The organism is Sphingomonas colocasiae, from assembly GCF_019880585.1.
Classification (GTDB): Bacteria; Pseudomonadota; Alphaproteobacteria; order Sphingomonadales; family Sphingomonadaceae; genus Sphingobium_A; species Sphingobium_A colocasiae.
This window is the reverse complement of the sequence record NZ_JAINVV010000011.1, coordinates 306,065-331,667: the sequence shown is the minus strand read 5'-3', so window position 1 is coordinate 331,667 and position 25,603 is coordinate 306,065. Positions and strand designations below refer to the sequence as shown.

25 protein-coding genes are annotated in these 25,603 nt (G+C 67.8%); 10 read left to right on the top strand and 15 right to left on the bottom strand.

Translation table 11 applies throughout. The annotated features are described in order from the left end of the window. Positions 1–2 precede the first annotated feature (2 nt). Positions 3–779: a glucose 1-dehydrogenase gene (locus K7G82_RS23170; protein ID WP_222992322.1), complete on the top strand. Its 777-nt coding sequence runs from the start codon at positions 3–5 to the stop codon at positions 777–779. Between the two features lie 124 nt (positions 780–903). Next, positions 904–2,070, top strand: coding sequence for a helix-turn-helix transcriptional regulator (locus K7G82_RS23165; protein WP_222992321.1), 1,167 nt, complete (start codon positions 904–906; stop codon positions 2,068–2,070). Between the two features lie 50 nt (positions 2,071–2,120). Here the strand turns inward: K7G82_RS23165 and K7G82_RS23160 are convergent, their stop codons facing one another. The 4 genes from K7G82_RS23160 to K7G82_RS23145 form a co-directional block, all read right to left on the bottom strand. Further along, positions 2,121–3,254 carry an NADH:flavin oxidoreductase gene (locus tag K7G82_RS23160; RefSeq protein WP_222992320.1) on the bottom strand — a complete coding sequence of 378 codons (1,134 nt, stop codon included), beginning with the start codon at positions 3,252–3,254 and terminating at the stop codon, positions 2,121–2,123. Positions 3,255–3,392: 138 nt separating this feature from the next. After that, positions 3,393–4,280 (bottom strand): alpha/beta fold hydrolase, encoded by an 888-nt coding sequence (locus K7G82_RS23155; RefSeq protein ID WP_222992319.1) that lies wholly within the window; start codon positions 4,278–4,280, stop codon positions 3,393–3,395. Next, complete coding sequence (locus tag K7G82_RS23150; protein ID WP_222992318.1) at positions 4,270–4,746, bottom strand: SRPBCC family protein; 477 nt, start codon at positions 4,744–4,746, stop codon at positions 4,270–4,272. Before K7G82_RS23150 ends, K7G82_RS23155 begins: the two co-directional genes overlap by 11 nt. Further along, complete coding sequence (locus K7G82_RS23145) at positions 4,743–5,081, bottom strand: ArsR/SmtB family transcription factor (protein ID WP_222992317.1); 339 nt, start codon at positions 5,079–5,081, stop codon at positions 4,743–4,745. The genes K7G82_RS23150 and K7G82_RS23145 overlap by 4 nt, the downstream gene beginning before the upstream one ends. Positions 5,082–5,230: 149 nt before the next feature. Between K7G82_RS23145 and K7G82_RS23140 the strand changes: the two genes are divergently transcribed. The 6 genes from K7G82_RS23140 (at position 5,231) to K7G82_RS23115 (ending at position 11,922) form a co-directional block, all read left to right on the top strand. After that, a complete protein-coding gene (locus tag K7G82_RS23140; protein WP_222992316.1) occupies positions 5,231–5,785 on the top strand; it encodes an RNA polymerase sigma factor in 555 nt (184 codons plus the stop codon). Positions 5,786–5,848: 63 nt separating this feature from the next. Then, positions 5,849–6,784, top strand: coding sequence for a FecR family protein (locus tag K7G82_RS23135; RefSeq protein WP_222992315.1), 936 nt, complete (start codon positions 5,849–5,851; stop codon positions 6,782–6,784). Positions 6,785–6,905: 121 nt separating this feature from the next. Continuing rightward, positions 6,906–10,169: a TonB-dependent receptor domain-containing protein gene (locus K7G82_RS23130; protein ID WP_222992314.1), complete on the top strand. Its 3,264-nt coding sequence runs from the start codon at positions 6,906–6,908 to the stop codon at positions 10,167–10,169. Between the two features lie 11 nt (positions 10,170–10,180). Continuing rightward, complete coding sequence (locus tag K7G82_RS23125) at positions 10,181–10,774, top strand: biliverdin-producing heme oxygenase (protein ID WP_246623799.1); 594 nt, start codon at positions 10,181–10,183, stop codon at positions 10,772–10,774. Beyond that, positions 10,767–11,174, top strand: a complete 408-nt coding sequence (locus tag K7G82_RS23120) for a YbaN family protein (RefSeq protein WP_246623798.1) — start codon at positions 10,767–10,769, stop codon at positions 11,172–11,174. Before K7G82_RS23125 ends, K7G82_RS23120 begins: the two co-directional genes overlap by 8 nt. 13 nt (positions 11,175–11,187) lie before the next feature. Continuing rightward, positions 11,188–11,922: an energy transducer TonB gene (locus tag K7G82_RS23115; RefSeq protein ID WP_222992313.1), complete on the top strand. Its 735-nt coding sequence runs from the start codon at positions 11,188–11,190 to the stop codon at positions 11,920–11,922. Between the two features lie 4 nt (positions 11,923–11,926). On the opposite strand, the gene K7G82_RS23110 is transcribed toward K7G82_RS23115, so the two are convergent. The 3 genes from K7G82_RS23110 to K7G82_RS23100 are packed head-to-tail and all read right to left on the bottom strand — an operon-like array spanning position 11,927 to position 16,564. After that, positions 11,927–13,354 carry an amidase family protein gene (locus K7G82_RS23110; RefSeq protein WP_222992312.1) on the bottom strand — a complete coding sequence of 476 codons (1,428 nt, stop codon included), beginning with the start codon at positions 13,352–13,354 and terminating at the stop codon, positions 11,927–11,929. Positions 13,355–13,387: 33 nt separating this feature from the next. Continuing rightward, positions 13,388–14,263 carry an alpha/beta hydrolase gene (locus K7G82_RS23105; RefSeq protein ID WP_222992311.1) on the bottom strand — a complete coding sequence of 292 codons (876 nt, stop codon included), beginning with the start codon at positions 14,261–14,263 and terminating at the stop codon, positions 13,388–13,390. A gap of 39 nt (positions 14,264–14,302) precedes the next feature. Further along, entirely contained in the window at positions 14,303–16,564 is a 2,262-nt protein-coding gene (locus K7G82_RS23100) for a TonB-dependent receptor (RefSeq protein ID WP_222992310.1), read from the bottom strand. 121 nt (positions 16,565–16,685) lie between these two features. On the opposite strand from K7G82_RS23100, the gene K7G82_RS23095 reads away from it, so the two are divergent. Further along, positions 16,686–17,306, top strand: a complete 621-nt coding sequence (locus K7G82_RS23095; protein ID WP_222992309.1) for a TetR/AcrR family transcriptional regulator — start codon at positions 16,686–16,688, stop codon at positions 17,304–17,306. A 24-nt stretch (positions 17,307–17,330) separates the two neighbouring features. Here K7G82_RS23095 and K7G82_RS23090 read toward each other — a convergent pair whose 3' ends face one another. Continuing rightward, the gene (locus tag K7G82_RS23090; protein WP_425517306.1) at positions 17,331–18,026 is read right to left on the bottom strand and encodes a hypothetical protein; all 696 of its coding nucleotides are present in this window, start codon (positions 18,024–18,026) and stop codon (positions 17,331–17,333) included. A 51-nt stretch (positions 18,027–18,077) separates the two neighbouring features. Next, on the bottom strand, positions 18,078–18,557 hold the full coding sequence (locus K7G82_RS23085; RefSeq protein ID WP_222992308.1) for an Lrp/AsnC family transcriptional regulator: 480 nt from the start codon (positions 18,555–18,557) through the stop codon (positions 18,078–18,080). Between the two features lie 220 nt (positions 18,558–18,777). Here K7G82_RS23085 and K7G82_RS23080 point away from each other — a divergent pair, with 220 nt between their 5' ends. After that, positions 18,778–19,908 (top strand): acyl-CoA dehydrogenase family protein, encoded by a 1,131-nt coding sequence (locus K7G82_RS23080; RefSeq protein ID WP_222992307.1) that lies wholly within the window; start codon positions 18,778–18,780, stop codon positions 19,906–19,908. Between the two features lie 166 nt (positions 19,909–20,074). Here K7G82_RS23080 and K7G82_RS23075 read toward each other — a convergent pair whose 3' ends face one another. The 6 genes from K7G82_RS23075 to K7G82_RS23050 all read right to left on the bottom strand — a co-directional run bounded on the left by K7G82_RS23075 (position 20,075) and on the right by K7G82_RS23050 (position 25,457). Next, the gene (locus K7G82_RS23075; RefSeq protein ID WP_222992306.1) at positions 20,075–21,034 is read right to left on the bottom strand and encodes an SDR family NAD(P)-dependent oxidoreductase; all 960 of its coding nucleotides are present in this window, start codon (positions 21,032–21,034) and stop codon (positions 20,075–20,077) included. A gap of 163 nt (positions 21,035–21,197) precedes the next feature. Continuing rightward, positions 21,198–22,217 carry an amidohydrolase family protein gene (locus K7G82_RS23070; RefSeq protein WP_222992305.1) on the bottom strand — a complete coding sequence of 340 codons (1,020 nt, stop codon included), beginning with the start codon at positions 22,215–22,217 and terminating at the stop codon, positions 21,198–21,200. Between the two features lie 69 nt (positions 22,218–22,286). After that, positions 22,287–23,564: an MFS transporter gene (locus K7G82_RS23065; protein ID WP_222992304.1), complete on the bottom strand. Its 1,278-nt coding sequence runs from the start codon at positions 23,562–23,564 to the stop codon at positions 22,287–22,289. A gap of 80 nt (positions 23,565–23,644) precedes the next feature. After that, a complete protein-coding gene (locus K7G82_RS23060; RefSeq protein ID WP_222992303.1) occupies positions 23,645–24,013 on the bottom strand; it encodes a reverse transcriptase-like protein in 369 nt (122 codons plus the stop codon). Between the two features lie 19 nt (positions 24,014–24,032). Continuing rightward, complete coding sequence (locus K7G82_RS23055; RefSeq protein WP_222992302.1) at positions 24,033–24,665, bottom strand: acetyltransferase; 633 nt, start codon at positions 24,663–24,665, stop codon at positions 24,033–24,035. A gap of 297 nt (positions 24,666–24,962) precedes the next feature. Beyond that, positions 24,963–25,457: a hypothetical protein gene (locus K7G82_RS23050; RefSeq protein WP_222992301.1), complete on the bottom strand. Its 495-nt coding sequence runs from the start codon at positions 25,455–25,457 to the stop codon at positions 24,963–24,965. Between the last annotated feature and the right edge of the window lie 146 nt (positions 25,458–25,603).

Below are 25,603 nucleotides of genomic sequence, written 5' to 3'. Positions count from 1 at the left end.
CGATGGCTGATCGCGTGAAGGGCAAGGTCGCGCTGGTGACGGGGGCCGGATCGGGCATGGGCGCGGCGTCGGCGACGCTGCTCGCGCGGGAGGGGGCGGCGGTCGTCGTCACCGATATCCGCGCGGATTCCGGTGAACAGGTGGCCGCCGATATCCGCCGGGCGGGCGGTTCCGCCATCTTCGCGAACCATGACGTCGCGGACGAGGAAAGCTGGATCTCGGCGCTCGATCAGGCGCATGCCGCGTTCGGCGGGCTCGACATAGTGGTGAACAATGCGGGGATCGGCGATCCGCTCGGCACCGTCGAGGCGCTGAACCTCGACGAGTGGCGCGCGATGATGCGCGTCAATCTGGACGGTGTGTTCCTGGGCGTCAAACATGGCATCGGCGCCATCCGCCGCACCGGGCGCGGGGGTTCGATCGTCAATTTCTCGTCGATCCTCGGGATGGTCGGCAGCCCGAACACCGCCGCTTATGTGGCGAGCAAGGGCGGCGTCCGCCTGCTCACCAAATCCGCCGCGCTCCACTGCGCCGCCCAGCGCAACGGCATCCGCGTCAATGCGATCCTTCCGGGATGGATCCGCACGCCGATGTCGCAGGGCGCGCTCGAGAACAGGGGCGTTGCGGCCGGGCCGAGCCGGGCGATCGAGGCGACGCCGCTCGGCCGGCTCGGCGAACCCGAGGAAGTCGCCTATGGCGTGCTTTTCCTGGCATCGGACGAAGCCAGTTTCGTCACCGGCACCGAACTCGCGATCGATGGCGGCTATCTCGCGCAATAGCGCCGATGGTTCGGCGCATCGGTTGACATCGGGCTGGCCACGGATCAGTCCTGCGACGATCGGCGGCGGCACCATGCCGCATTGCCGATCGCAAGCAGACGATCGCGCGCGACGAGCCAGGCCGATGACGGATGACGACATTGCGGGCGCGGGCGCGGCCGCCCCGGACCATGAGTGGTCGCAAGCCTATGAGGAGCTTGTCGCGCTCGTCTATCAGGGGCCGCTCGACGAACAGCCCTGGAGGGGCTTTCTCCAGCGGCTGCGGAGTCACCTGGGCAGCGATGTCGCCGCGATGACCCTGCGCCATTTCTCCCGAGACCTGCCGCAACTCGTCATCTGGGAAAGCGGCGGGCAGGGCGACGATGCCGAGGCGGTGCGCGGATCGCGCCTGCGGCTTTGCGATCTGGATCCGCTGGGCAAGGCGCTGACGCGTTCGGGCGACGTGCGCATCCTGGACGAGGTGATCGCGCGCGAAGAGCTGGTGAAGACGAGCTTCTACACCGAATTGATGGCGCCGTTCGGCATCGAATATCAGCTCGGGATACTCGTATCCGAACCGAGCGGATGGAAATGCGGCATGGGCCTGATGAACGGCCCGTCGAAGCGAAATTTCGATCGCGCCGACAAGGCCTGCCTCCAGCGGCTGATTCCTCATCTGGAACGCGCGCTGGAAACCTACGCCAAGCTCGAACAGGCGCGCTCGCGCGAAATGGTGCTGGCGGATACGCTGGAAAGGATGTCGATCGGCACGGTGATCCTCGACGGCACCGGCGCGATCATGGAAGCCAGCCGGATGGTGGAGGACATTCCCCAGCTTCTGATCAATCGGGGGCGGCTGGCCATTTCGTCGAGCCAAGCGAACGCGCAGTTCCAGGCGCTCGTCAAGGAAGCGCTCGATCATCGCAGCCGGAATGGGGCGGCCAGCTTCATCGATGCGCTGAAGGTGGAGGGCGAGGAAAGCGACCTGGGCCTGCTGGTGCGCAGCGTCGAATGCTCCGATCAGACGCGCGGAGACGTCTATCCGGCCGTCATCGTCTATGTCTCGCAGGCGGCGACGCGACGGCTGGCTTCGGACCAGCTTGTCGGGCGCATCTTCGGCCTCAGCCCGACCGAGGCGCGGCTCGCCATGCACCTCGCCAACGGCATGAGCCTGGCCGAAGCGGCGGCGGCGCTCGGCCTCGCCGAAAGCTCGGTGCGGACCTACAGCAAATATGTGTTCGCGAAGCTGGGCGTCAGCCGGCAGGCCGATCTCGTCCGCTTGGTGCTCAACAGCGTGGCGCTGCTTGCCTGACGGGGGCTTGTTCCGGCTGGATCCCTGGCGCTGCTTTACCCATCCACCCTTCAGGCAAGCGTCCGCGTCAGCGCCGGATCGAATGGCGCCAGCGGCTGACCTTCCGCCACGCGGCGGACCAGATCGGGGTTGGCCAGCAATGCGCGGCCGACGCCGATCAGGTCGACATCGCCGCGCGCGATCCACTCGGCGGCGCGCGCGATCGTGTCGGCGCCCGACGCACCCGCGCGCCAGTGTCCGTCCGCCGGGCCGGGGGGCAGGCCCGCGCCGCCGACCATCATCGCGGGCCGGCCCGTCAATTTCCTCGCCCAGCCGGCCAGGTTGAGCTCGGATCCCGCAAAGGCCGCGTCCCAGAAGCGGCGCGTGCTCGCATCGAAGATGTCGACGCCGGCATCGGCGATCGGGCCGAGCAGGGTTTCGAGCTGGTCCGGGCTTTGCGCGAGCCGGGCGCGATAATCCTGCGACTTGTGTTGGGAGAAGCGGAACAGGATCGGGAAGCCTTCGCCCACCGCCGCGCGGATCGCGCGCACCGTCTCCACCGCGAAGCGGCTGCGTCTGGTCAGGTCGCCGCCCCAGCGATCGTCGCGCCGGTTGGTGTCTTCCCACAGGAAACTGTCGATCAGATAGCCGTGCGCGCCGTGGATCGCGATCCCGTCAAAGCCGATCCGCTGCGCCGCGCGGGCGCTGCGGGCATAGGCATGGACGACATCGGCGATATCCTCTTCGGTCATGGCGCGTGCGGGCGGCCCTGCGCGTTCGACATAATCGGGATCGAGCGAATGCACGCCGGGTGAACCCCAGTGGCCCGAGGGGCGCAATTGCTGCGGGGGCGATGCGCCGATGAGCGCACCGAGCAACGGGCCCTGATGCCAGAGCTGCGGAAAGATGCGCCCGCCCGCGGCATGGACCTGCTCCACGACCGTCGACCAGCCGCCGGCGGCGGCTTCGCCGGCCATCCTCGGAATGTCTGCGTGGTCGATCGCGGCGGGATGGTCGATCCCAGTACCCTCGGTCACGATCAGCCCGACGCCCCCTTCGGCCCGTCGCCGATAATAGGCGGCGACATTCCCGCCCGGTATGCCGCCCGGCGAAAAACTGCGCGTCATCGGCGACATGACGAAGCGGTTGCGCAGCGTCAGCCCGCCGATGCCGAACGCGTCGAACAGCGATCCGGCGCCGGTCATGCGCGGCATCCGCCCGGCCGATGAGTCCCGGTGGCGGCGATGCCCATGCAGGGCGGGCGGAGGTGAAGCCTTGTCATGGCCGATCACTGCGGAAAAGCCGGATATCCGGCCACCGCCAGATGGAGGGGGAGCAGCGATCTACCGGGCTTTTCGTGCCATCCCGGCGGCTGGCCCCGCGTCCAGAAACTCCATGATGATCCCCATCGCATGGACCGGCAATTCGCTCTCCGGGATCGCCGCCATCGCCTCGCCGAGATAGGCGCCATGGCCGCCCGGCAGGACGACGAGCTGCGCGCCGGGGATGATCCGGGCCATCTGCGCGACATGCTCCAGCGGCGCGACATCGTCATTCGCCTGCACGATCATCGTCGGCGCCTTGATCGATGCGAGCCGCGCGTCGCTCCAGCCGTCGAAGCCGAGCAGGTTGCGCATCAGCTTGGGCGTCAGCGTATCGAGGCCGCGCGGATCGGGGGCGACCTTCAGATAGGCCTGGCGATAAATGTCCGGCATGCTGCGCGCGTCGGCGGTTGCGAAGGCGCGCAGCAATTCCGGCCTGATCGCGTCGCGTCGATAATAGACCGATCCCAGCACCAGCCGATCGACGAGATCCGGATGGCGGATCGCCAGTTCCATCGCGACGCTGCCGCCATTGCTGAAGCCAAGCACATCGACCTTGCCGGTGCCGAGCCGGCGCAGCAGCGCGGCGGTGTCGTCGGCCATCCGGCTGAAGGAGAGGGGGCGATCGATATCGGCGGTGTGGCCATGCGCCTGTTGCTCGGGCGCGATGACACGGCGACGGGCGGCGAGCATCGGCAGGACCGCGCCGAAACTGGTCTCGATCGTCGATCCGCCGCCATGCAGGATCAGCAGCGGTTTCCCCTGGCCATGCACCTCGTAATAAAGGCGGAGCGGGCCGATCTGCTCGTAACGGCCGCCGGGCGCCGGCTGCGCCTGGGCGGGCGCGGTGGCGGACAGGCACAGGATCGCCGCCGCCGCGACGATCGTCCGGCGGACGTCACGCCGCATCCGGCATGTCCGCCGCGATCGCGTCGACCAGCCGGTCGACGCCCTCCTGCGTGCCCTGGCGGCGCTGCTCGCTGGCGTCGTCGCCCGTCAGAAAGGCGGCCTGTTCGGTGAATTTCATCCGCGTGCGATCGCCCTGCGGCGTCAGTTCGATCGTCACCAGCGAAGCGGAGAGCCGGACGCCGCCGAAGCTCATCTCATAGGCATAGATGATGCGTTCCCGGGGCACGATATCGAGATAATGGCCGTGAAAGGTCAGTTCCTCGCCCTCGGGCGTGCGCCAGCGCTTGATCTCCAGGCCGCCGGGCCGGAAATCGAACGCATCCTCCAGGATGGTCCAGTCGGCATGGCATCCGCTCCAGCGATCCTTGAGCTTCGGATCGCTCCAGAAGCGGAAGGCCTGACGGGGCGGTCCGGGCAATTCGCGCTCGATCACGAAGCTGTGATGCGCGACAGGGTCGGTCGTCATTCTCCATCCTCCTCTTGGCGTAGTTCCAGCATCGCGGCGGCGAGCCGGTCGAACGCCGCGTTCCACGCGGTTTCGCGATCGCGCGCCCAGTCCCCGATCAGGTGCAGCGCGTCGGTCCGGATGCTGAAGGTGCGCGCGCGGCCGATCTTGCGCGATGCGACGATGCCGCCATCCTCCAGCACCTTGAGATGCTTGACCGCGGAGGGCAGCCGCATGCCCGAGGGGGCGGCGAGCGCCTTCACGGTCGCGGGGCCGGCGCTCAATTGCTCGACCATGGCGAGGCGCTGCGGATCGGCGAGCGCGAAGAACATGCGATCAAGGGGTTGAGCCAGCATCGTCCGAGTCCAATAGTTTCTATATGTGGAAACTATTATTTCTTGCGCCGCTGTCAATATGGTTTCTGTGAACGGAAACTGTTGGGGCATTCGGGAATTTATTGCGAATGAATCGCAATTGCCTTAGGCCATTCCGGCGGGTCGCTTCCATGACTCGCGCCGCGCACGAGTTTCCCCTGGCCGACGACGCTCTTTCCCGGATCATCCGCGAACATCATGCGCCGCTGGTGACGCATGTGCAGGGGCGTGTCCGTTCGCCCGGCGATGCCGAGGATATCGTGCAGGAAACCTGGATCCGGGCGATGGCGCGGATCGCGGAGGAGGAGGAGCAGGGTGCGATCCGCAACCTGCGCGCGTTCCTTTATCGCATCGCCGGCAACCTCTCGATCGATCATCTCCGCCGCCGCAAGGTGCGCGCGCATCTGGAAGCGGGATCGATCGACGACGAGGAGGCGCTGCAGGTCGCGTCGCAGGCGCCGCTCGCCGATGCCGCGCTGATCGCCGCCGAACAGCAGCGTGCGTTCGAAGCGGCGTTGCGCGGGCTGCCCGCGCGCGCGCGCAAGGTCCTGCTGCTCAGCCGCGTGGAAGGCTGGACCTATCCGCGCATCGCCGAAGCGCTGGGCATATCGCTGCGCACCGTATCCAACGACATCGAACGCGCGCTCGCGCTCTGCCTCTCGCAGCTGATCGAGCGGGAGGATTGAGATGATTTGCAGGATCGCGCGCCGCCATGCGTCTTATCGGCAGAGGCCGAGGGGAGAGGCGCGATGACGGGCGGCAGGAAAGCGGGCGATGCATTGTCGCCGACCGACGCAAGGGCATTGTCCTGGTTTGTCGCCAACCAGGCGGGCGACGACCCGCAGGGCTTCGAGGCGTGGCGCGCCGCCGATCCCCGGCATGACGCCGCCTATGCCCGGATCGAGCGGCTTTGGGGATCGTCCGCGCTGGCGGGGGCGGCGAGGCGGGTGCGGCCGGGGCGCCGCACGCGGGCGGCAACCACCGCGAGCGCGCTTGCGCTCTGCCTGTTCGCCGTCACCGGCATCGGCCTCAGGCTGACCGGCACGCAGATCGCCTGGCCCGCCGATCACGCCACCGCGATCGGCGAGATCGCCACCGCGCGGCTCGACGACGGCACGCTGGTGACGCTCGACAGCGGTTCGGCGATCGATGCCGATATCGGCGGCGACCGCCGCGAGATCCGCCTGTTGCGCGGCCGCGCCTTCGTGACCGTCGCCAAGGATGCCCGGCCGTTCCGGATGCTGAGCGGCGATGCCGTGATCCGCGATATCGGCACGCGCTTCGCGGTCGCGCGCGGCGCGGCGGGCGAACAGGTCGCGGTGGAGGAGGGCGTGGTCGAGCTGCGCGCGACGGCGGACGCGCCCGCGCGCGCGGTGCTGGGCGCGGGCCAGGCAAGCGCGGCGCGCGGCGCCGGGCTGGCCCCGGTGCACGCGATCGAACCGTTCGAGGCGTTCGGATGGACGCGTGGGCGCCTGTATTTCTCCGGCCGGCCGCTGGGCGACGTCGTCGATGAACTGCGCCGCTATCATCGCGGCTGGATCGTCGTCGCCAATGGCGACGCCGCGACGATGCGGATCAGCGGCGGCCTGCGCCTGGACGATCCCGATGCGGCGATGGCCGAACTGGCGCGCCTTTCGGGCACGCGCATCACCAGCATCGCCGGGCGCATCCTGATCCTGCGCTGAAAAAAATCGGAGAAAATGAATCCATCCTTGCAGGATCGCCCCCGGCTTTGCGTCCCACTAATAAGACTGACTTTCATTAGCATCTACAGGGTGGAGATGCGATCGGTCTCGGGGAAACGGGATGACGGGTATTTCGCGTATCAGGTTGATGGCCGGGCTGCTGGCGGGCGCCGCGCTGACGGGGGCGCTGCCGCCCCCGGCCGCGCAGGCGCAGGCGCAGAAACGGATATCGATCCCGGCGCAATCGCTCGATAGCGCGCTGCATGCGCTGATGGATGCGACCGGCATCCAGATCACCTATTCCAGCGCGCTTTCGGCGGGCAAGAGATCGGCGGCGGTGTCCGGCGACATGTCCGCCACCGCCGCGCTTTCGCGGCTGCTCGACGGCACCGGCCTGAGCTATCGCCAGACCGGCACACGCGCCTTCACGCTGGAGGCCGCGCCGCAGGCGGGCGCCGACGGCGCGACGCTGCTCGGCACGCTGCGGGTGGAGGGCGCCGCCGATGGCGGTGGGGCCGCCGGCACCGGCAGCGCCGGGTGGGACGGCACCCCCGGCACCGAATATCGCACGCCCGGATCGGTCGCGATCGTGCGGCGCGAGGTGATCGAGCGTTTTCCCGGCACATCGCCCGCCGATCTTCTGAAAAGCGCGCCGGGCGTGTTTTCCGGCGAGGCGCGCGGTTCGGGCGGGCTCAACCCCAATGTCCGCGGCCTGCAGGGCCAGGGCCGCGTCGCCGTCACCGTCGACGGCACGACCAACGGCACCACCGTCTATCGCGGCTATCAGGGCATCGGCAGCCGCACCTATGTCGATCGCGATTTCATCGGATCGATCGCGATCGAAAAGGGGCCGGCGACCGGGCCGGGTGGCACCGGAGCGATCGGCGGCACCGTGGCGATGACGACGATCACCCCCGACGATATCGTCGCCGAAGGCGCATCGATCGGCATCCGGCTGAAGGGATCGCTCACCGGCAACACCACTGGCCTCGACATCGCCTATCGCGCCAGCAAGCTGGGTGACGACAATGGCCTGCGCCAGCCGATCGACCGGCCCGGCGCCTTGTCGCCCACGGCGGGATCGGCCAGCATCGCGCTGGGGATCAAGAGCGACCTGTTCGATCTGGTCGGCGGCTTCTCCCACCGCCGCGCGGGCAATTACCATGCCGGCACCAACGGCAAGGGCGCGCCCAGGCCGGGTTCGGCGCCGTCCTATTGCATCGCCAATCCCGAATGGTGCGGCGATGTGCTGCAATGGTATGCGGCGCCCGGCCGCACGCGCTTCGTCGGCGGCGAGGAGGTGCTGAACACCTCGAACGAGACCAAGTCCGGCCTGGTCAAGGCGACGGTGCGCTTCGCGCCCGATCATGCGCTGGAACTGAGCTATGCCAAATATGTGAGCAAGTTCGGCGAGAATTATCCCGCCAGCATCTATCGCAACACCGATACGGTCGGCCAGGGGCGGCTCTCCACCTCCGATCTCGATCGCTATGCCGCCCGTTATGCCTGGGATCCGGCGAGCGAGCTGATCCATCTGAAGGCCGATGCCTGGGCGACCGATCTGGTCGAGGCGAGCCAGGCGCTGGGCAATGGATCGAGCGGCCCCAAATTCGTGAAGATGCGCGGCGGAGAGATCAGCAACCGATCGCGCGTCGGGCTGGGCGGGGGCGAGTTCGTCGCCGAATATGGCCTGCAATATCTGTACGAGAAGACCGGCCCGGTCGCGGAGATGTGGGACGGCATTCCGGGGCGCGAGGGATCGCGCAACGAAACCAGCGCATGGCTGCGCACCCGGCTGGCGCCCGCCAAATGGCTGATGGTGGATGGCGGGTTCCGCTACACCGGCTACCGGCTGCACGACAAGCTGGCCCGGCCCACCGATCCGGAGCGCAAGGACAATGCGCTGGGCTTTTCGTTCGGCGCGACGGTCGAGCCCGTCGACGGGCTGCAATTCTTCGCCAGCTATCGCGACGCGGTGCGCATGCCCGCGCTGCTGGAGGCGACGCGCGGCTTCATCATGTCGGCCGATCCGGCGCTGCGGCCCGAGCGCGCGCACGACTGGGAATTCGGCGCCAATTTCTCGCGCCGCAACGCGCTGTCCGACGGTGACGATCTGGGCCTGAAGCTGGTCTATTTCGACAATGACATCGAGGATTATATCAGCCGCCGCTACAACACCTCCACCTATTCGATGTTCATCTTCAACATCGATCGCGCGAAATTCGCGGGGGTCGAAGCGGCGCTCAACTACAAGACGGGCGGTTTCTCGCTCGATGCTTCCGCCACCCGCTATACCGACATCGCCTTTTGCCGGCGCGCCGAACCCTGCAAGAAGAGTTCGCTGGCGGCCGATTACGCGACGAACCACATCCCGCCCGAATTCTCGCTGAACCTGCTGCTGACGCAGAAGCTGTTCGACGAGCGGCTGACGCTGAGCGGGCGGCTGAGCCATGTCGGCAAGCGGACCGTGCCGTTCGAGGTGCCGGCGGGCGGCGCTTCACCCTTCATCTCCGCCATTCCCTGGGATCCCTATACCACCGTCGATCTGTTCGCCTCCGCCCGGATCGCCAAGGGCGTCGATCTGGAACTGGGCGTCGAGAATGTCGGCGACGTCTATTATGTCGAGCCGCTGAGCCTGGGCCTGGTGCCCGCGCCCGGCCGCACCGTGCGGCTGGGCATCACGGCGGCGCTTTCCCCCGCCACCAACGACGGTGCGGGCATCGCGCCCTTCTGGTCGCGCAAACATGCCCGCGCGGAGGGCAGCTATGACTGGACCGGATTCCATATCGGCGCCAGCGGCGGCTACCAGAATGGCGGCGTGGCGATCACCGGGCTGGAAATCGGCGTCAACGCGCAGCCGATCGAGTGGCGGGAATATGAACTGGGCGATGCCGATGCCGGCATCTACGGCGTGCAGGCGGGCTATACCTATCAGCTCAACAGCCTGTTCGCGCTGGGCGTGGAGGGCGATTACAGCTGGAGCAAGGCCGGCATATCGGGCATTCCCTATACGCGGGCGCTGGCGCAGGTTTCCTATGACAAGTTCCTGTCGGTGCGGGCACGCGCGGGCGTCACGCTCGATCGCTGGTTCGTCTATGGCAGCGCCGGCTGGGTGCGCGCCGACACCGAACTCCTCTACAAGCGCGACCGCACCGTCTCGTTCGCCGATAGCGGCCGCTCGCAGGGCTATACCGCCGGCGGCGGCGTCGAATTCGCGCTGGCCGATCATATCGCGCTGCGCGCCGAATATCGCTTCCAGGACATGAAGAGCACCCGGTTCACCGGCACTTACGAGATCGCGGAATGGGACCAGCTTTTCGATTTCCAGGCGAAGACGCGGCTGAAGACCGATCAGGTCCGGCTGGGCGTGAACCTCAGATTCTGAAAGGACCGATCATGACACCGACGGAGACGATGACGGCGCCGCTTTCCCAGCGCCTCAAATCCATGACCGGCGAGACGCATGACCGGCTGGACAGGCGGATCATGGCGGCGGAGCCCTTTGCCGACATCGCCAATTATCGCCGCTTCCTGGCGGTGCAATATGCGTTTCACCGGGATCTCGACGCGCTTTACGCCGATCCGGTGCTGGCATCGCTGCTGCCCGATCTGTCGGCGCGCAACCGGCTGGAGCGGATCGGCGCCGATCTCGCCGATCTCGATGCGCCCGTGCCCGCCGCCGATGGCACGGCGCCGTTCGCGCCGGGCGCGATCGAGCTGCCGCCGGCGCTGGGCTGGCTCTATGTCGCCGAAGGGTCGAACCTGGGGGCGGCCTTTCTCTACAAGGCGGCGGCGGCGCTGGGGCTGGATGGCGATCGCGGCGCCCGCCACCTGGCCGGCCACCCCGACGGCCGCGCCCGCCATTGGCGCGCATTCACCGGCGCGCTCGACGGGCTGTCGCTGAGCGGGGCGGAGGATGCGCGCGTGATCGACGGCGCCCGCGCCGCCTTCACGCGCGTGCACGCGCTGGTGGAACGCCATTTTGCCTGATCGCGGGCCCCGGCGGCGGCCGGCCGGCGCCGTGCGCGCCGGCTGGCTGCTGCTGGGCTGGATCCTTGTCGGGCTGGGCATCGTCGGCGCGCTGCTGCCGCTGATGCCGACCACGATCTTCCTGATCCTGGCCGCCGGGTGTTTCGCGCGGTCTTCACCCCGGCTGGAGGCCGGGCTGCTCGATCATCCGCGTTTCGGCCCCGCGCTTCGTGCCTGGCGAACCGAGCGCGCGATCCCGACACGCGGCAAGATCGGCGCATGCGCGGGCATGGCGCTGGGGCTGCTGTTCTTCGAAATGGGCGCGCATCCCTCATTCGCGGTGACATCGGCCGTGGCGGTGCTGCTGCTGGGCTGCGCGTTGTGGATCGTCACGCGCCCGGCGCCCGGACGATGCCCGTGAACTTGCCGGGCCCATGAAATTGCCGGATCCCTGGGATATCCGCACGCCCCCCGTGCGCGGCGCCGCGCCGGTGGCGCGCTATGGCGATCGCGATGTGCGCGGCGTGCGTGCCAAGGGGCTTGCCCTGACGCTGCTGCTGCATGGCTGCGCGCTGGCGGGGCTGCTGGTGCAATTGCACCGGCATTCCCCGCCGCCGCCGCAATCGCTGCTGACGGTGAACCTGCTGCCGCTCGCGGCGCCGCCCGATCCGGTGCGCGACGTGAAGGAAGGGCCCGAACAGGTCGAGCAGCCAAGGCAGCGCGCGGCGCCGCAAAAGCCGGCGACGCCGCCGGTGACGCCCGTACCGGCGGCGCAGCCGGCAAAGCCCGCCGAGCCGATCGAGGCCGCCGCCAGGCCGCCCGTGCCCGAGACGACCGCGCCCCGATCGCTTCCGGCGCCGCCGGCCCCGGCGGTGTCGAGCAATATGCGCGACAGTTGGGAAGCGCGCCTGCTCGCCCATCTCGAGCGCCATCGCCGCTTCCCCGCCGATGCGCGCGCGCGTCGCGAGGAGGGGGTGGCGCATATCCGGTTTCGCATGAACCGCGCGGGCCGGGTGCTGGCCGCGCGCATCCTGCGCGGTTCGGCGTCACCCTCGCTCGATCGGGCCGCGCTCGAAACGGTGCGGCGCGCGCAGCCGCTGCCCGCCATTCCCGAGGCATTGCCGGAGGAGATCGAGCTGGACCTGCCGGTCGCGTTCTTCCTGCGCTGAGCGGCTATGCGATATTGCCCCCGAACCAGATCGGCGGCGTGCGGCGCCACCATTGGACCGCGGCCTCGAGCTGATGGGCGAGCGCGAGCAGCAGCGCTTCGCCACCGGGCCGGGTGGCGAACTGGATGCCGATGGGCAAGCCGGTGTCGCTGAAACCCATGGGCAGGCTGATCGCCGGGGTGCCCGCGAAATTGTCGATCCAGCAATAGCCGGCATAATCGACCAGATGGTCGCGCTGGTCCTGCCATGCGCCGTCGGGACCGAACACGCCGATCCGCACGATCTCCGTGCTGAAGGTGGGCGTCATCCAGATATCGAACGTCTCGAAACCGGCGAGATAGGCGATGGCGGCGCGTTCCATCGCGCGCGTCGCGCCGGCGAAGCGCGCATCGTCGATCAGCTTGCCCGCCGCGACCAGTGTCGCCGAGCGATATTCCAGATCCGCGGGTGTGATGGGGATGCCGATATGCGCGGCAAGCACATCGAGCTGGCGGGTGAAGCGGCCTTCGATGAAGCTGTTGAGCGCCGCGATCGTATCGGGGCCGTCGAACGGCAGCCGGCCGTCGCACACGCTATGGCCAAGCCGTTCGAGCAGATGGACGGTTTCAGCGAAGACGCGGGCGACGCCGGCATCCGGCCCCGCACCCGTGCGCATGACGGTGGCATGGCAATGGATGCGCAGCCCGCTGTCGATCGCTTCGGTGACGAGCGGGACGGGCGCGAAGGCGGCGCCTGGATCTCGCGTCTGCGTCGCTTCCAGCCAGGCGGCGCTGTCGCGCACCGTGCGGCTGACGCAGCCATTGACGCCCAGATCGGTGAAGCCGTGCATCGCCTCGTCGCCGATATTGCGCCCGCGCGATGGCTTGAGCCCGACCAGCCCGCAAGGGGCCGCGCCGTGACGGATCGAACCAAGCCCGTCGCTCGCATGCGCGACGGGCACGACGCCCGCCGCCACCGCCGCCGATCCGCCGCCCGAGGAGCCGCCGGGCGCGTGATCGAGGCTCCAGGGGTTGCGCGTCGGCCCGGTCAGCGGCGATTCCGTCGCGACGTTGAGCCCCAGTTCGGGCATGGTCGAGCGCGCGATCGAGATCGGCCCGGCATCGGCGATCGCCATCGTATAGGGGCCGTCCTGTCGGGCCACATGATCGCGCAGCACATTGGCGCCCCAGCTTGCCGGCATGTCCTTTTCGTCGATCATGTCCTTGATCAGCGTCGGGATGCCTGCGAGCGCGCCGGTGCGTGGTTCCCGCGCCTGGGCGCGGGCGCGTTCGAAGGCCGGCCATGCGATGAAGTTGAGCTGGGCGTTGGCGGCGTCCGCGCGTTCGATCGCCCGTTCCACCAGCGCGGCCGGGGTCGTGCGCCCATCCGCAAGGGCGGCGCGCATGTCGATCATGTCGTTCGCCTGGGTGGCGACCGAGGGGCTCTTGGTCATGGGATTTTCCGGAACTGGAGAGTGGATGCCGCGCTATTGCGTGGGTTCGAGCGCGGCCTGCCAGGAGGGCGCATCCTGGGCGGGCACCAGGAAGCGCAGCGCGCGCGCGATCGCCGCACCCATCACCGAGATATGCGTTTCATCCGCGAAGATCGCCAGTTCGGTCGCGACGCCATGCGCGGCGAGCGCCGTCCGCATGCGATAGGCATTGGTGATGATCGATGCGGCGGCGACGGCTTCGCCCGGTTCCTCCTCGCGTGCGCCGGCCGAGAGGAATACCGATATCCCGGCGGGGATCGCGCCGGCGGGCAGGGCGGACACCGCCTCCACCATCTGCGCCGCGCCGGGCATGGGCGGGAAATCGACGAGCGCGGGGCTCATCATCGCATAGCCTGTGAACGCGTCGGGGCGCTGCGTCAGCGCGAAGGCCGCGAAATGCCCGCCCGCCGAGGTGCCGAACAAGATGCGCCTCGTGCCCGCCGTTTCGGGCGCGCGGCGCTCGACCTCCGGCACGACGCCCTCGATCAGCGCGGCGAGAAAACTGTCCGCGCCGCCCAGTTCGAGCGTTCCCAGCCCCGGCAGGTCGAGCGACCGGCGCGGCCCGCGATAGAAGTCGAGCCCGCGTCGCCGGCCGACGAACGCATAGTCGCCGCGCTCCTCGGCATAGCCGATACCCACGATCACCGCCGGGCCGACCTCGCCGCCATAATGCCCCATCCGCGCGGCTTCGACGACGGTGCCGAAACAATAATCGGCGTCGGTCACATAGATGGTCGAGGACGGCGCCGCCGCCGCGCCGGTCGCGGACAGCGGCGGGCGTGCGATCGAGATGCGCAGGCCGGTGCCGAGGCCGCCGGGCGTGACGACGAAGCTCTCGACGCCCGGAATGGGGGAAATCATGTCCGTCATGCGCTGCTCCCTGGGTTGATCATGGTGTAGCAACTGCCATCAATATTTGAACGTCACCGCCGCGCCGATCGTGCGCGGCTGCTGGATGGTGACCTGGTTGATGCCGAGCTGCGTGAAGGCGGCGAGCTGCGCGCGCCTGTCGGTCAGGTTGCGGACGAACAGGTCGATATCGACATGGTCGCTTTCCAGCCCGGCATGCACGTCGAACAGCGAATAGGCGGGCAGCACATAATTGGGAAAGGCCAGGCTCGATCGCGGCGAGCTGTTGCGTGCGCCCACGAAACGCGCGGTGCCGCGCGCCACCGCCTGCCAGCGGGCACTGACCGGCGCGCGATATTCAGCCGACAGCGAACCGCTCCATTTCGGATTATAGGGCAGGGGATCGCCGATCGCGGCGATCCCCGCCGCCGGGCTGATGCGGGTGATCCGGCTGTCCGAATAGGCGAGCGTGCCCGACAGGCTCAATCCCGCGATCGGCCGCAGCGTCGCCGCCGCCTCCACGCCCTGGACGCGCGCATCGCCGGCATTGGCCAGCCCGTTCAGCCCGCCCGCGCTGGCGAAGGCGAGGAAATTCTTCCATTCCAGATAATAGCCGGTGATGTCGATCGAGCCGCGCCCGTTCCAGAATTTGGTCTTGATCCCCAGTTCGTAATTATAGGTCTGGTCGGGATCATAGACCGGCGCGAGGCCGGGGACGGGGAAATTGGGGCCGCCGGGGCGGAAGCCCGTGGCGAAGCGCGCGAAGATCATGCCGTCTTGCGAGAAATGATAGCGTGCGGTCGCCAGATAGGTCGCCACCGTCTTCGCGCCCTTTTGCGCGCCGGTATCGGCCGGCGGTCCGGCGCCCAGGCCGTTGACGACGAAGAACAGCCGATAGGCATCGGCATTGGCGCCGCCCAGCAAGGTGCGGTTGACCTGCTCGATCCGGCCGACGCGGATGCCGCCGGTCAGGTCGAAAGCCGGCGAAAAGGCGTAGGTCAGATTGCCGAAGGCCGAATATTCGGTGAGCCGGGTGGGGATGGTGACGATGAGTGTCGGGTTGATCGCGGGCGCCAGCGCGCCATCGGTCGTCCGCGCATTGACGGCCTGTTCCTGCCGGCTGCGCTCGCGCGTGTAATAGCCGCCGACCAGCCAGCTCAGCGGGCCGCTGCCGGTCGACGCGAGCCGCACTTCCTGCGTGAACTTCCTGAAATCGTTGCTGGTATCGTTGCTGAGCAGGCCGGGCGCCGGGATCGTCACGCCGCCGAGCAGCGGCAGGACATGCACGAAGATCAGGTTCAGCGTGCCGCTATTCTGCGGGACGGCATGATCGGCGTTCAGATGCTGATAGGATGTGACAGAGGTCAGGCTCGCGAAATCGAGATCATAATCGACCTTGCCGATCGCCAGCCTGGTCCGGCGATCGGTACCCGGCACCAGATAGTCGTTATAGACGAGGTCGCCGTCGCGCGGTGTGCGGTCCGCCGCATAGATCACCTGATCCTGGGCATATTGGTTCTGCCGCTGATAGAAGCCGGCGGCGAAGATGCGGAGCCGGTCGGTCGGCTTGAACAGCAGCGATCCCTGCACGCCGAGGCTGCGCCAGCGATTCTGGTCGGTGGCGCCGGTGATCCGGTTGTCGACGAAGCCGGCGCGGCGATCGTAAAAGCCCGACATGCGCAGCGCCAGCCGATCGGTGACGATCGGCACGCTGACCGCCCCGCGCGCGGACCAGCTCGTGCCGCCGCCTTCGGTGCCGCCCAGCCCCGCGCGCAGCACCGCGTTCGGCGCCTGGAGATCGGGTTCGCGCAATGTGTAGGAAATCAGCCCGGCCAGCGTGTTGGCGCCATAGACCGTGCCCTGCGGCCCCTTCAGCACCTCCACGCGCTCCAGATCGATCGGATCGAGATCGAGCGAACTGGCGCCGCCGGCCTGGAAGCTCGAACTCGGCCCGATCGGCGCGCCATCGACGGTGATGCCCACCGACTGGCCGTAATCGGCGCCGGTGTTGATGCCCCGGATGACGGGCGTGCCCGTGCTGAAGCCCGCATTGAACTGCACGCCCGGCGTCTGCCCCGCGAAATCGGCCATGCTGGTGATGCCGTTCTTCAGCAAATCGTCGCCGCGAAACGCGCTGATCGCGCCCGCGACATCCAGGATGCTTTCGGCGCGCTTGTTGGCGGTGACGATGATCTCCCCCGCATCGTCCGCGGGGGTTTCGGCCTGGGTTTCAGCCGATTGCTGGGCAAGGCCGGGCGTCGGCGCGAACGGGCACAGCCCGATCACCGATACTGCGGCCATGAATTTCCGGATCCTGATCATTGGCGCCCTCCCTGCGGCGTTGGCGGCGATCTCGCCTGCAAATCAAATTTAATACAACCTACTTTTATTTGCGCAAGTATAAACAGGTTGATCATATTGTATTTCGTGATAGCGATGGCGGATGACCGTTCAGGCCCCCATCCGGCGCAGCCATGCCGAGCGCCGGGCAACCACCCGGGCGCGGGTGCTTGCCGCCGCGCGCGACGTGCTGTGCGCGCAGGGCTATTCGGGCGCGACGATGAACGTGATCCGCGACGCCACGGGCATGAGCATGGGGGCGATCCAGCATCAGTTCCCGACCAAGGCGCGGCTGATGGCGGCGGTGGTGGAGGCGTTCTCCATCCAGCAGAGCCATATCTACATGGCGGCGATCCGGCGGGGCGCGAGCCCAAGGGAAAAGCTGGAGAATCTGATCGACACCAATCTCGATCTGGTCGGCTCCCCCTACGCTGCGGCCGCGCTGGAGGTTCATCTCGCGCGGCGGAACGATCCGGAACTGGAGATGGAGGTCGATCCCATCGCCAGGCGTTTCGACCGGCGCATGTTTCGCTGGAGCCGCTGCATCCTGCGCGCCGCCGGCATCGACAACGAGGATGCGACGCGGAGCATGCAGATGCTCAGCAATGCCGTCACCTGCGGCCTGATCGTCGAATATATCCGCAATCCGGACGCGGCCGCGATCGAACGCACCAAGCGGATCTGGCGGGCGCAGATGCTGGCGACGATCTTCGGGCCGGAGTAGGGCGCTGCGCCTGGACCCCCGGCGTTATTTCGCCGGCAACAGATCCCGCCAGCGCCCGTCGAGCGTCGCCTGCGCATTGCCGCGCTTCACGCGCGTGACCAGCGAAAGGCCGCGCAGGGTGACGCTGTGGCCGCTGAGCAACCGGCCGGAGATGGTGTAGCCGATATCGTAGATCGCGATATCCTCGTGCGGCGCGCCATCGACCAGGAAACGCGTGGTGATGGCGACGGGCAGCCGCTCGTCGCCCCGGCTGTTGTCGGGCAGTTTCGCCGCGTCGCGCGCTTTCTTGAGCGCACGCTCGAACCATTCGGCCTCGATCCGGGGTTCTCCGGTGGTTTCGGCGGGCGCCGCATCCAGTGCGGCGGGGAAGAGGATCGTCTGGCTCTGCACCGACTGCTCGGCGTCGGCGGGCTTCAGCGCCAGCGTGCCGTCTCCGGCGTTGGACGCGATCAGCAGCAGGGTCGTGGCGCGGGCGGAGGCCTTTTGCGCGTCGACGGTCTTCGTCGCCGCGCTGTCGCGGCGCTCGCTCCAGCTGTTCCACAGCGTCAGCCCGGAGATGACGACCGCGATCACCGCGAGCATTTCGCCCAGCGTGATCCAGCGCCGCCGGATCGCCGCGGCTTCGGCGGCGCGCGCCTCCGCCTTTTCGGTGGCTTTCGGCGCCGGCGTCTCTGCTTCGGGTGAAGCTGTCGGGTCGGATTGAATGGGATCGTCGCTCACGGCCTGTGTTCCATCATCTGCGGTGCGGGGCGTCAAGCCGCTGCGTACAGATCACTTCATCGCGGTGATCAGCGGGGACGGGCGGTTGACGAAAGCGTTGAGCGCGAAGCTGCTCTGGATATGGGCGACGCCCGGCAGCCGGGTGAGCCTGTCGAGGAAATCGCGATAATGATCGAGGTCGCGCACCACCGATCGCAGCAGATAATCGGCGCCGCCCGACATCAGGAATCCGCTCATCACCTCGGGCAGGTCGATCACGCCCGCCTCGAACGCGTCGAGCGTTTCGCGGACTTGTTTTTCCAGCGTCACCGAGACGAAGGCGATCATGCCGCCCGCCAGCCTTTTCTCGTCGAGTTGCGCGAAATAGCCGCTGATATAGCCGGCCTCCTCCAACTGGCGGACGCGCCGGATCGTCGGGGTCAGCGACAGGCCGATCGCTTCCGCCAGATCGCTCCAGGTGATGCGCCCGTCTGCCGAAAGCGTCCTGAGGATCTTGAGGTCATAGGCGTCGAGCGCTGGCGTGGCCGTCAATGGTCGGTTCCTCTAGAAACAAGGTGGTGCGCGGAGGGATGTGCTGAGCTTATTGGGTTTGATGGCATATATTAGCATGATTGGATCATCCTGTGAAAAATATTGCTGACAGTCTGTCGTTCCCGCCTCGGTTTTGGCGGCTTTTGCCAAGCCATCTCGCCTATATGCGCGAACGACTCCGCCGGCCGCCGGCGCCGCAATATGAAAAGGGACGGAAGCGATGAAGGGATTGAGCGAGCTCCAGACGGCCATTCGCGATACGGTGCGTGCCTTCGCACAGGAAACCATCCGTCCGCACAGCGCCCGGTTCGAGGCGGAGGGCGGCTATCCGCCCGCCCTGTTCGAGGAGATGGCGGGGCTCGGCCTGTGGGGCATGACCGCGCCCGAGGCGTTCGGAGGGGCTGAGGCCGATGCGGTTTCCTATGCGCTGGCGTTGATGGAGATCGCGGCGGCGGACGGGGCACTTTCCACCATCGTCTCGATCCAGAATTCGATCCTCGTCTCCGGCCTGCTCAAGGACGGCAGCGAGGGGCAGAAGGCGCGCTTCCTGCCCGATCTGATCGGCGGGCGGACGATCGGCGCCTTCGCGCTGACCGAGGCGGATGCGGGATCGGACGCCTCGGCCGTACGCACGCGCGCGGTGAAGGTGGAGGGCGGCTGGCGCATCACCGGCGCCAAGCAGTTCATCACCTCCGGCAGGATCGCCGGCCTCGTCATGATCATCGCGGTGACCGATCCGGACGCGGGCAAGAAGGGGCTTTCCGCCTTCATCGTGCCGACCGACCGGCCCGGCTATGCGGTCGACAAGGTCGAGCACAAGATGGGGCAGGGCGCTTCGGACACCTGCGCGCTGCGCTTCGACGACATGTTCGTCGAGGATGACCTGCTGATCGGCGCGCCGGGCCAGGGCTATCGCATCGCGCTCGCCAATCTGGAGACCGGGCGGATCGGCATCGCCGCGCAATGCGTCGGCATGGCGCAGGCGGCGCTCGAGATCGCGGTCGCCTATGCCAAGGATCGCAAGAGCTTCGGCAAGCCGATCATCGAACATCAGGCGGTGGGTTTCCGCCTGGCGGATCTGGCCGCGCGGCTGGAAGCGGCGCGCCAACTGGTTCTCCACGCCGCGCGCGTCAAGGATCAGGGGCTGCCCTGCCTGACCGAAGCGTCGATGGCCAAGCTGTTCGCGTCCGAAACCGCCGAGGCGGTCGTGTCCGGCGCGCTGCAGACGCTGGGCGGCTATGGCTATCTGGAGGAATATGGCGTCGCCAAAATCTATCGCGACGTCCGCGTCTGCCAGATCTACGAAGGCACGTCGGACATCCAGCGCATGGTGATCGCGCGCAGCCTGTAGGGAAACGCGCGGGACCCTGTTCCCTGTCGCTCCAGCGAAAGCTGGAGCCCATCGCATGCGTCCACTTCGGCGATGATGGACAGATGGCATGGGCTCCAGCTTTCGCTGGAGCGACAATGTCGGGGGGGAGAGGGGCATCGCGCGCCCCGCCAGCTTACCCCGCCATTTACTTCTTCGCAGCCTCCGCCAGCGCCTCGTCGAGCATCTTCACCAGCTCGTCGCGGCTGAGCGCATAGGCTGGCTGGCTGGCGTTGAGCTGCGCGGTGCGGCCCAATGTCGCGCGCATCACCGCGACGACGGTCTCCTTGCCCGGCGACGCCATGTAGCGCAGGCGCGGCGTGTCGCTGCTCAGGAAGTGATGGACCTGTTCGGCGACCTCGGTCGGATCCTTGCGCTTGGCTTCCGCCTCCTGCACGCCCGTCAGCACCTTCTTCTGCTCGTCGGTGAGCTGCTGGTTCAGGTCATACTTGCCCGTCAGCATCTTCATGGCGACCTTTTCGCGGCCGCGCGACTTGAACGAGCCCGGATCGATGATGCCGACGGTGACGCCCGATGTCGCCAGTTCCTGCGCCAGCGTGTCGGTATAGGCCTCGGTCGCGAACTTGGTCATGCTATAGGCGCCGCCCGACGGGCCGACGACGAAGCCCGAAAGCGATCCGATGATGGCGGTACGGCCCTTGCTCTGCTTGAGCAGCGGCACGAAGGCGCGGTTGACGCGCAGCGGCCCCATCACGTTCACGTCATGCTGCCACAGCACGTCCTGGTCGGAGACGGCGGTCAGTTCGCCGACGGCGGCGACGCCGGCATTGTTGATCACGCCGTAAAGCCCGCGACCCTGCGCCTCCACGAACTTCACCGCCGCGTCGATATCGGCCTGCTTCGTCACGTCGATCCGCACCGCCGTCACATTGGGCATGGCGTTCAGCGCCTTCAGATCCTCGTCCTTGCGCGCGCTGCCATAGACATGGAAACCGCGCGCTGTGAGATATTGCGTGATCGCCAGGCCGATCCCCGAATTGGCGCCGGTGACGAGCACCGAGCGGCGCTTGGAGGCATCCTGCGCGATCGCGGGATGCGAAATGGCCAGCGCGGCCAGCGTGACCAGCAGAAATTTGAACCGATGCATATGGCGCCCCTCCGATGTTCTGGTGTCGTCGGCGCGGCCAAAGGCACAATGGCCGCCGCCCAGTGCTGCTGATTTAATACAGTATGGCGGTGGCGTCGACCGGAATTTTCCGATCGGGCGCCTGGGGGGCTTGATTGTAGAATTTCGGATGTCGCGCACGCGTTCAGCGTCGATGATGTTCGGCGATCCGCTCGTGGGTCAGCCGAAGGAAGCGCGCTGCGTTGTCATAGAATATGTTGCGCTTCTGGCGCGCGCTCAGAAACGGCGCTTCCTCGATTGCCTGGACGGACGGCCCGATGACGCCGGGCCAGATCATCTGGTCGGAACCGAACATGATGCGATCGCCATAGCCGGCATCCACCAACTCGCGCAGATAGGCGTGAAAGGCGGGGCGTGGCTCGGTGTAGACGATCGAACCGATATCGACATAGACCTGCGGATAGCTGAACATCAGCGCGCGCATCCGCTCGGCCATCGGATAGCCCGCATGCATGACCGAGATCCGAAGCCTCGGATGGCGCAGCAGCACCGGTTCCAGCAACAGCGGATCTCCGAGCGCGACCCGGTAGCCGCCTTGCGCATAGGGCTGCCCAGGCTCGCCCGGGCCCATATGGATGGCGACGGGCACGTCCAGTTCCTCGGCCAGCGCCCATAGCGGTTCGAGGCGGGGATCGTCCGGCCCAACGCCCTCATATTGCGCCATGACCTCGCCGATCACCGCCAGCCGCCCCTGCGCGTGCAGGTTGCGCAGCTCTTCGATCGTCCGGGTGGCGACGTGGGGCTGGCCGGCGGTTCCCGGCAACCGATAATCGACCGCCTGCATGATGCGTGTCGGCTCGGCTGCCTGCCATCGCGCGACCATGTCCGGCTCACCGCTGACCATGGCGTGGATATTGTAGCGCTTCATGGCCGCGATCGTGTCACGCATGACCTGTTCGTCGGTGGTGGCGGCTGGAACGGGCTTTTCGCAGGGCGGCGCATCGAAGCTCATCCCTTCATAGACGCCGTTTCCCGGATCGGATCTGGGCATGAGCTGGAACGGCGTACACATTGGCGGGGGCGTGTCGCCGGCATAACGGGCAGCGCGGGCATGGAGATGCATGTCGATGATCGGCTCTCCGGCGCGCTGTGCATCGACGGGCGCGGCCATCGCCAAAAGACAGATGAGAAGCAATCGGCGCACCGGCATCCCCCTTCACGCAACCTGGCAGCCCTTGCCGGGCTCCGCAATGGGGCATGCCTGCCGAACGCTTCACTCCTTGTCCGGTGCCGGCATGCGATCGTCCAGCCGCATCAGCGGGCGTGAGAACAGGCCGGCGAAGCACAGCAAGGCGCCGAGCAGGCCCGAGCCCACGAACAGCCAGCGCACGCCCAGCGCCTCGCCCACTGGCGTCGCGATGGCGAGGCCGATCGGGGCGCCCAGGCCCATCAGCATGTTGAGCAGCGCGAAGACGCGGCCCTGCAGCTGATTGGGCACGATCGCCTGGAGAACGGCGGCCAGCGGAGCGTTGCCGACGACCATCGCGACGCAGGCGGCGGCCCAGAAGACGACGCCGATCCAGAAGAGATGGCCGGGCACCAGCCCCGTCGCCATCAGAGCCAGGTTCGCCGCGATCAGCGCGCCGATGGCGCGGCGCATCGCGCGGCGCGGCACCAGCACCGCCGCGGCAGCGCCGCCCAGGATCATGCCGATGCCCGCCACGCTTTCCAGCATCGCCACTTGCGCCGCAGCCCCGCCGAAATGCGCCTTGATCAGCAGCGGCACCAATGTGGAGGCGGGCATCAGCAGCAGCACGACGGCGGCGACCAGCCCGTAGAGGTTGCGCAGCCCCGTGTCGCGCCACACCAGCCCCACGCCTTCGGTGAATTCGCGCCACAGGCTGGCGCGTTTGTCGGCGGAGGCGAATTGCTGCGGCACCGCGAAGATCAGCAGCGGCACGATGCCGAGAACGGCGGTGATCACGTCGATGCCCAGCGCCCAGCCGATCGGCATCACGCTGATCGCCAGCGCGCCGAGCGGGGCGGCGGCGATCGTCACCACGCCCATCATCATCTGGCTGAGCCCCGATGCGCGGAGCAGGAAGCTGCCCGGCACCAGCATCGCCACGCTGGCGGCGGCGGCGGGCATCTGGAACGCCTGCGCCGCGCTGCGCACGAGCATCGCCGCATAGATGTGCCAGAGTTCGATGCCGCCGCTCGCGAACAGCCACATCAGCACCGCCATGCAGAGCGCGGTGACGAGATCGGCGACGATCATCAGCATCCGGCGGCTGTAGCGATCGGCCAGCGTGCCGCCGATCGGCGCGAGCAATGCCTGGGGCGCCAACGCCGCTACGCCGGCCATGGCGAGCGCGGCGACGCTGCCCGTGGTATCGGTGATCCACCAGATCAAAACGAACTGCGTGAGCGCCGATCCGATCAGCGACAGCGATTGTCCGCCGAAGATCGAGAAATAGCGCAGCTTCCAGTTCGCGCCGGGATGATAGGCGGGCGGCGTCGCGTCGGGTTCGGCGGCGAGGTCGGTCATCATGCCCTGTCGTGAAAGATTGGCCCCGCGCGCCTGTTATCATGAATCGGGCGGCGCGCATCCCCGGTCATGATGCGCCGATGTCAGCGCGGATGCAGCCGGGCGAGCGCGATGCCCGCAAGATTCTGCGTCCGCTTCACATGGCGGATGCGCAGCCGGCCGGTATCCGGCACCATCGCCTGGAAAACAGGCAGATGCGCCAATCCGGCGCCCCGGCAGCGGATCGTGCCATTGGCCTGCCCGATGATGTCGGCGGCATCGCCGAGCAGCAGGATGTCGTCGAGCGCGAGCGAGCGGGCGATGCGCAGCGCCTCGATCAGCGCCAGCCATTCGGCATCGACGCGGGCGCCATGGCCCAGATCACGCCGGACATGCACCCGCCCACCCGCGACCACCGCGATCTCCATCATGCCCGGATTGGGACGGCACCCGCCGTCGAAGAAGATTTTCATGGCCGCCGCCCCGATGGCATTATGCGCGCGATGGCAGCGGACGGGCGGGAATGCCGGCAACGGTGATGCCCGGCTCGACATCGGCGGTGACCACCGCGCCCGCGCCGACGGTCGCGCCGTCGCCGATCCGCAGTCCCGGCAATATGGCGGCGTTCAGCCCCACAAAGACATCGTCGCCGATCCGCACCGTGCCGCCGATCCGCGCGCCGGGGCAGAGATTGGCGTGATCGCCGACGATACAGTCATGATCGACGCTGGCGGCATGGTTGACGATGCAGCCTCGGCCGATCCGCGCCGACGGGCCGATGATCGATCCCGCGAGCAGCATCGCACCCGCGCCGATCGTCGCGCTGGGGGAGATGATCGCGGCCGGATGGATCACGCTGAGCAGCGCCGCGCCCAGCGCGTCGAGGCGATCCGCCGTCGACCGGCGCAACGCATTCGATCCGCAGGCGACGACAAAGCCGTGGCCGTCCGTCGCCAGCCCTGCCAGCGCATCCGGCCCGCCAAGACAGGGGCAATCGAACACGGACGGCGGCGGTGCCGGTCCGATGGTGACGAAACCGGCGATCGCCATGCCCGAAAGCCGGGCGGCTTCATGGACGACCCTGGCGTGTTGCCCGCTTGCGCCTGCGGCGATGACCAATGGCATTGAGACTCCGCCGGCTGACTTCACGCTCCGGCGCGATGGTAGCGGATGGCGGTGGCCGGGCAATCGGCAAAGCCGCCACGCCCGGCTAAGAGTCCGTTTGGGAAATGTGCGGAAGAGCACATTTCCAGGGCCGCACCAGCCCACTCCCCCACCCGGCCTCCCAGAAGATACTGCCGTTGGGAGGCCGGGTGGGGGAGTGGGCGGAACAGGCCAAGGTTCCGGCGATGCGAAGCATCGTTGGAATGCCTGTGGAGGGCGGTGCGGCAATGCGCCAGAGGCGCATTTTCCAAACAGACTTTAAACGCCGGCCGGGAGCAGCGCGGCGATCCTGTCCCGCCACAGCTCCGCCTCGGCGCGGTCGGCGAAGCAGGCCATGGTCAGCGCCCCGCCGCCAGGCAGCCTCAGGGTGAGGATCGGGAAGGGGCCGTCTTCCGAGCTTTCGCGCATGCTGACATCGGGCGCGCCCAGTTGCGCGAGCGGATAGCAGTCGCGGCGATTGACGATCGGGCCGCGCAGGATGCGCACCGCCTGGCCGGTGCGGCCGTCCAGCCGCAACTCGGTCGCGCTGGCGAAGGCGACGACCAGGAAGAACAGGCCGACCGACACCGCGAAGGCGATGCATGCGGCGTCCAGCAGCAATGTGGGGGAGGCGCTGGTCCAGTCGGCATGGATCAGGAAGGGCGCCGGCACGACGATGATCAACCCCGCCGCCAGCACCAGAATGAACAGCCTCAGCGGCAGGCCCAGCGGCTGCTCGCGATAGATGATCGCATCCTGTTCCTGCACCAGCATGTGGCCATTGTGCCGATGATGTCTTTCGGGAACGATAAGGCGTGGCGGGCCATGGGCATGGCGATCGAACCCGGCACCGCGATCACAAGAAAAAAGCGCCGGCGGGAAACCCGCCGGCGCTTGAGTGACGGGCCGGCCGGAGCCGG

Bases quoted from the DNA above. Each gene is read 5' to 3' on its own strand.
- K7G82_RS23125 (WP_246623799.1), top strand. From the start codon at position 10,181: ATGACACCGACGGAGACGATGACGGCGCCGCTTTCCCAGCGCCTCAAA.
- K7G82_RS23105 (WP_222992311.1), bottom strand. From the start codon at position 14,263: ATGACGGACATGATTTCCCCCATTCCGGGCGTCGAGAGCTTCGTCGTC.
- K7G82_RS23075 (WP_222992306.1), bottom strand. From the start codon at position 21,034: ATGCATCGGTTCAAATTTCTGCTGGTCACGCTGGCCGCGCTGGCCATT.
- K7G82_RS23140 (WP_222992316.1), top strand. From the start codon at position 5,231: ATGACTCGCGCCGCGCACGAGTTTCCCCTGGCCGACGACGCTCTTTCC.
- K7G82_RS23100 (WP_222992310.1), bottom strand. From the start codon at position 16,564: ATGATCAGGATCCGGAAATTCATGGCCGCAGTATCGGTGATCGGGCTG.
- K7G82_RS23130 (WP_222992314.1), top strand. From the start codon at position 6,906: ATGACGGGTATTTCGCGTATCAGGTTGATGGCCGGGCTGCTGGCGGGC.
- K7G82_RS23110 (WP_222992312.1), bottom strand. From the start codon at position 13,354: ATGACCAAGAGCCCCTCGGTCGCCACCCAGGCGAACGACATGATCGAC.
- K7G82_RS23080 (WP_222992307.1), top strand. From the start codon at position 18,778: ATGAAGGGATTGAGCGAGCTCCAGACGGCCATTCGCGATACGGTGCGT.
- K7G82_RS23165 (WP_222992321.1), top strand. From the start codon at position 904: ATGACGGATGACGACATTGCGGGCGCGGGCGCGGCCGCCCCGGACCAT.
- K7G82_RS23170 (WP_222992322.1), top strand. From the start codon at position 3: ATGGCTGATCGCGTGAAGGGCAAGGTCGCGCTGGTGACGGGGGCCGGA.
- K7G82_RS23160 (WP_222992320.1), bottom strand. From the start codon at position 3,254: ATGACCGGCGCCGGATCGCTGTTCGACGCGTTCGGCATCGGCGGGCTG.
- K7G82_RS23050 (WP_222992301.1), bottom strand. From the start codon at position 25,457: ATGCTGGTGCAGGAACAGGATGCGATCATCTATCGCGAGCAGCCGCTG.
- K7G82_RS23115 (WP_222992313.1), top strand. From the start codon at position 11,188: ATGAAATTGCCGGATCCCTGGGATATCCGCACGCCCCCCGTGCGCGGC.
- K7G82_RS23155 (WP_222992319.1), bottom strand. From the start codon at position 4,280: ATGCGGCGTGACGTCCGCCGGACGATCGTCGCGGCGGCGGCGATCCTG.
- K7G82_RS23135 (WP_222992315.1), top strand. From the start codon at position 5,849: ATGACGGGCGGCAGGAAAGCGGGCGATGCATTGTCGCCGACCGACGCA.
- K7G82_RS23065 (WP_222992304.1), bottom strand. From the start codon at position 23,564: ATGATGACCGACCTCGCCGCCGAACCCGACGCGACGCCGCCCGCCTAT.
- K7G82_RS23060 (WP_222992303.1), bottom strand. From the start codon at position 24,013: ATGAAAATCTTCTTCGACGGCGGGTGCCGTCCCAATCCGGGCATGATG.
- K7G82_RS23145 (WP_222992317.1), bottom strand. From the start codon at position 5,081: ATGCTGGCTCAACCCCTTGATCGCATGTTCTTCGCGCTCGCCGATCCG.
- K7G82_RS23150 (WP_222992318.1), bottom strand. From the start codon at position 4,746: ATGACGACCGACCCTGTCGCGCATCACAGCTTCGTGATCGAGCGCGAA.
- K7G82_RS23095 (WP_222992309.1), top strand. From the start codon at position 16,686: ATGACCGTTCAGGCCCCCATCCGGCGCAGCCATGCCGAGCGCCGGGCA.
- K7G82_RS23055 (WP_222992302.1), bottom strand. From the start codon at position 24,665: ATGCCATTGGTCATCGCCGCAGGCGCAAGCGGGCAACACGCCAGGGTC.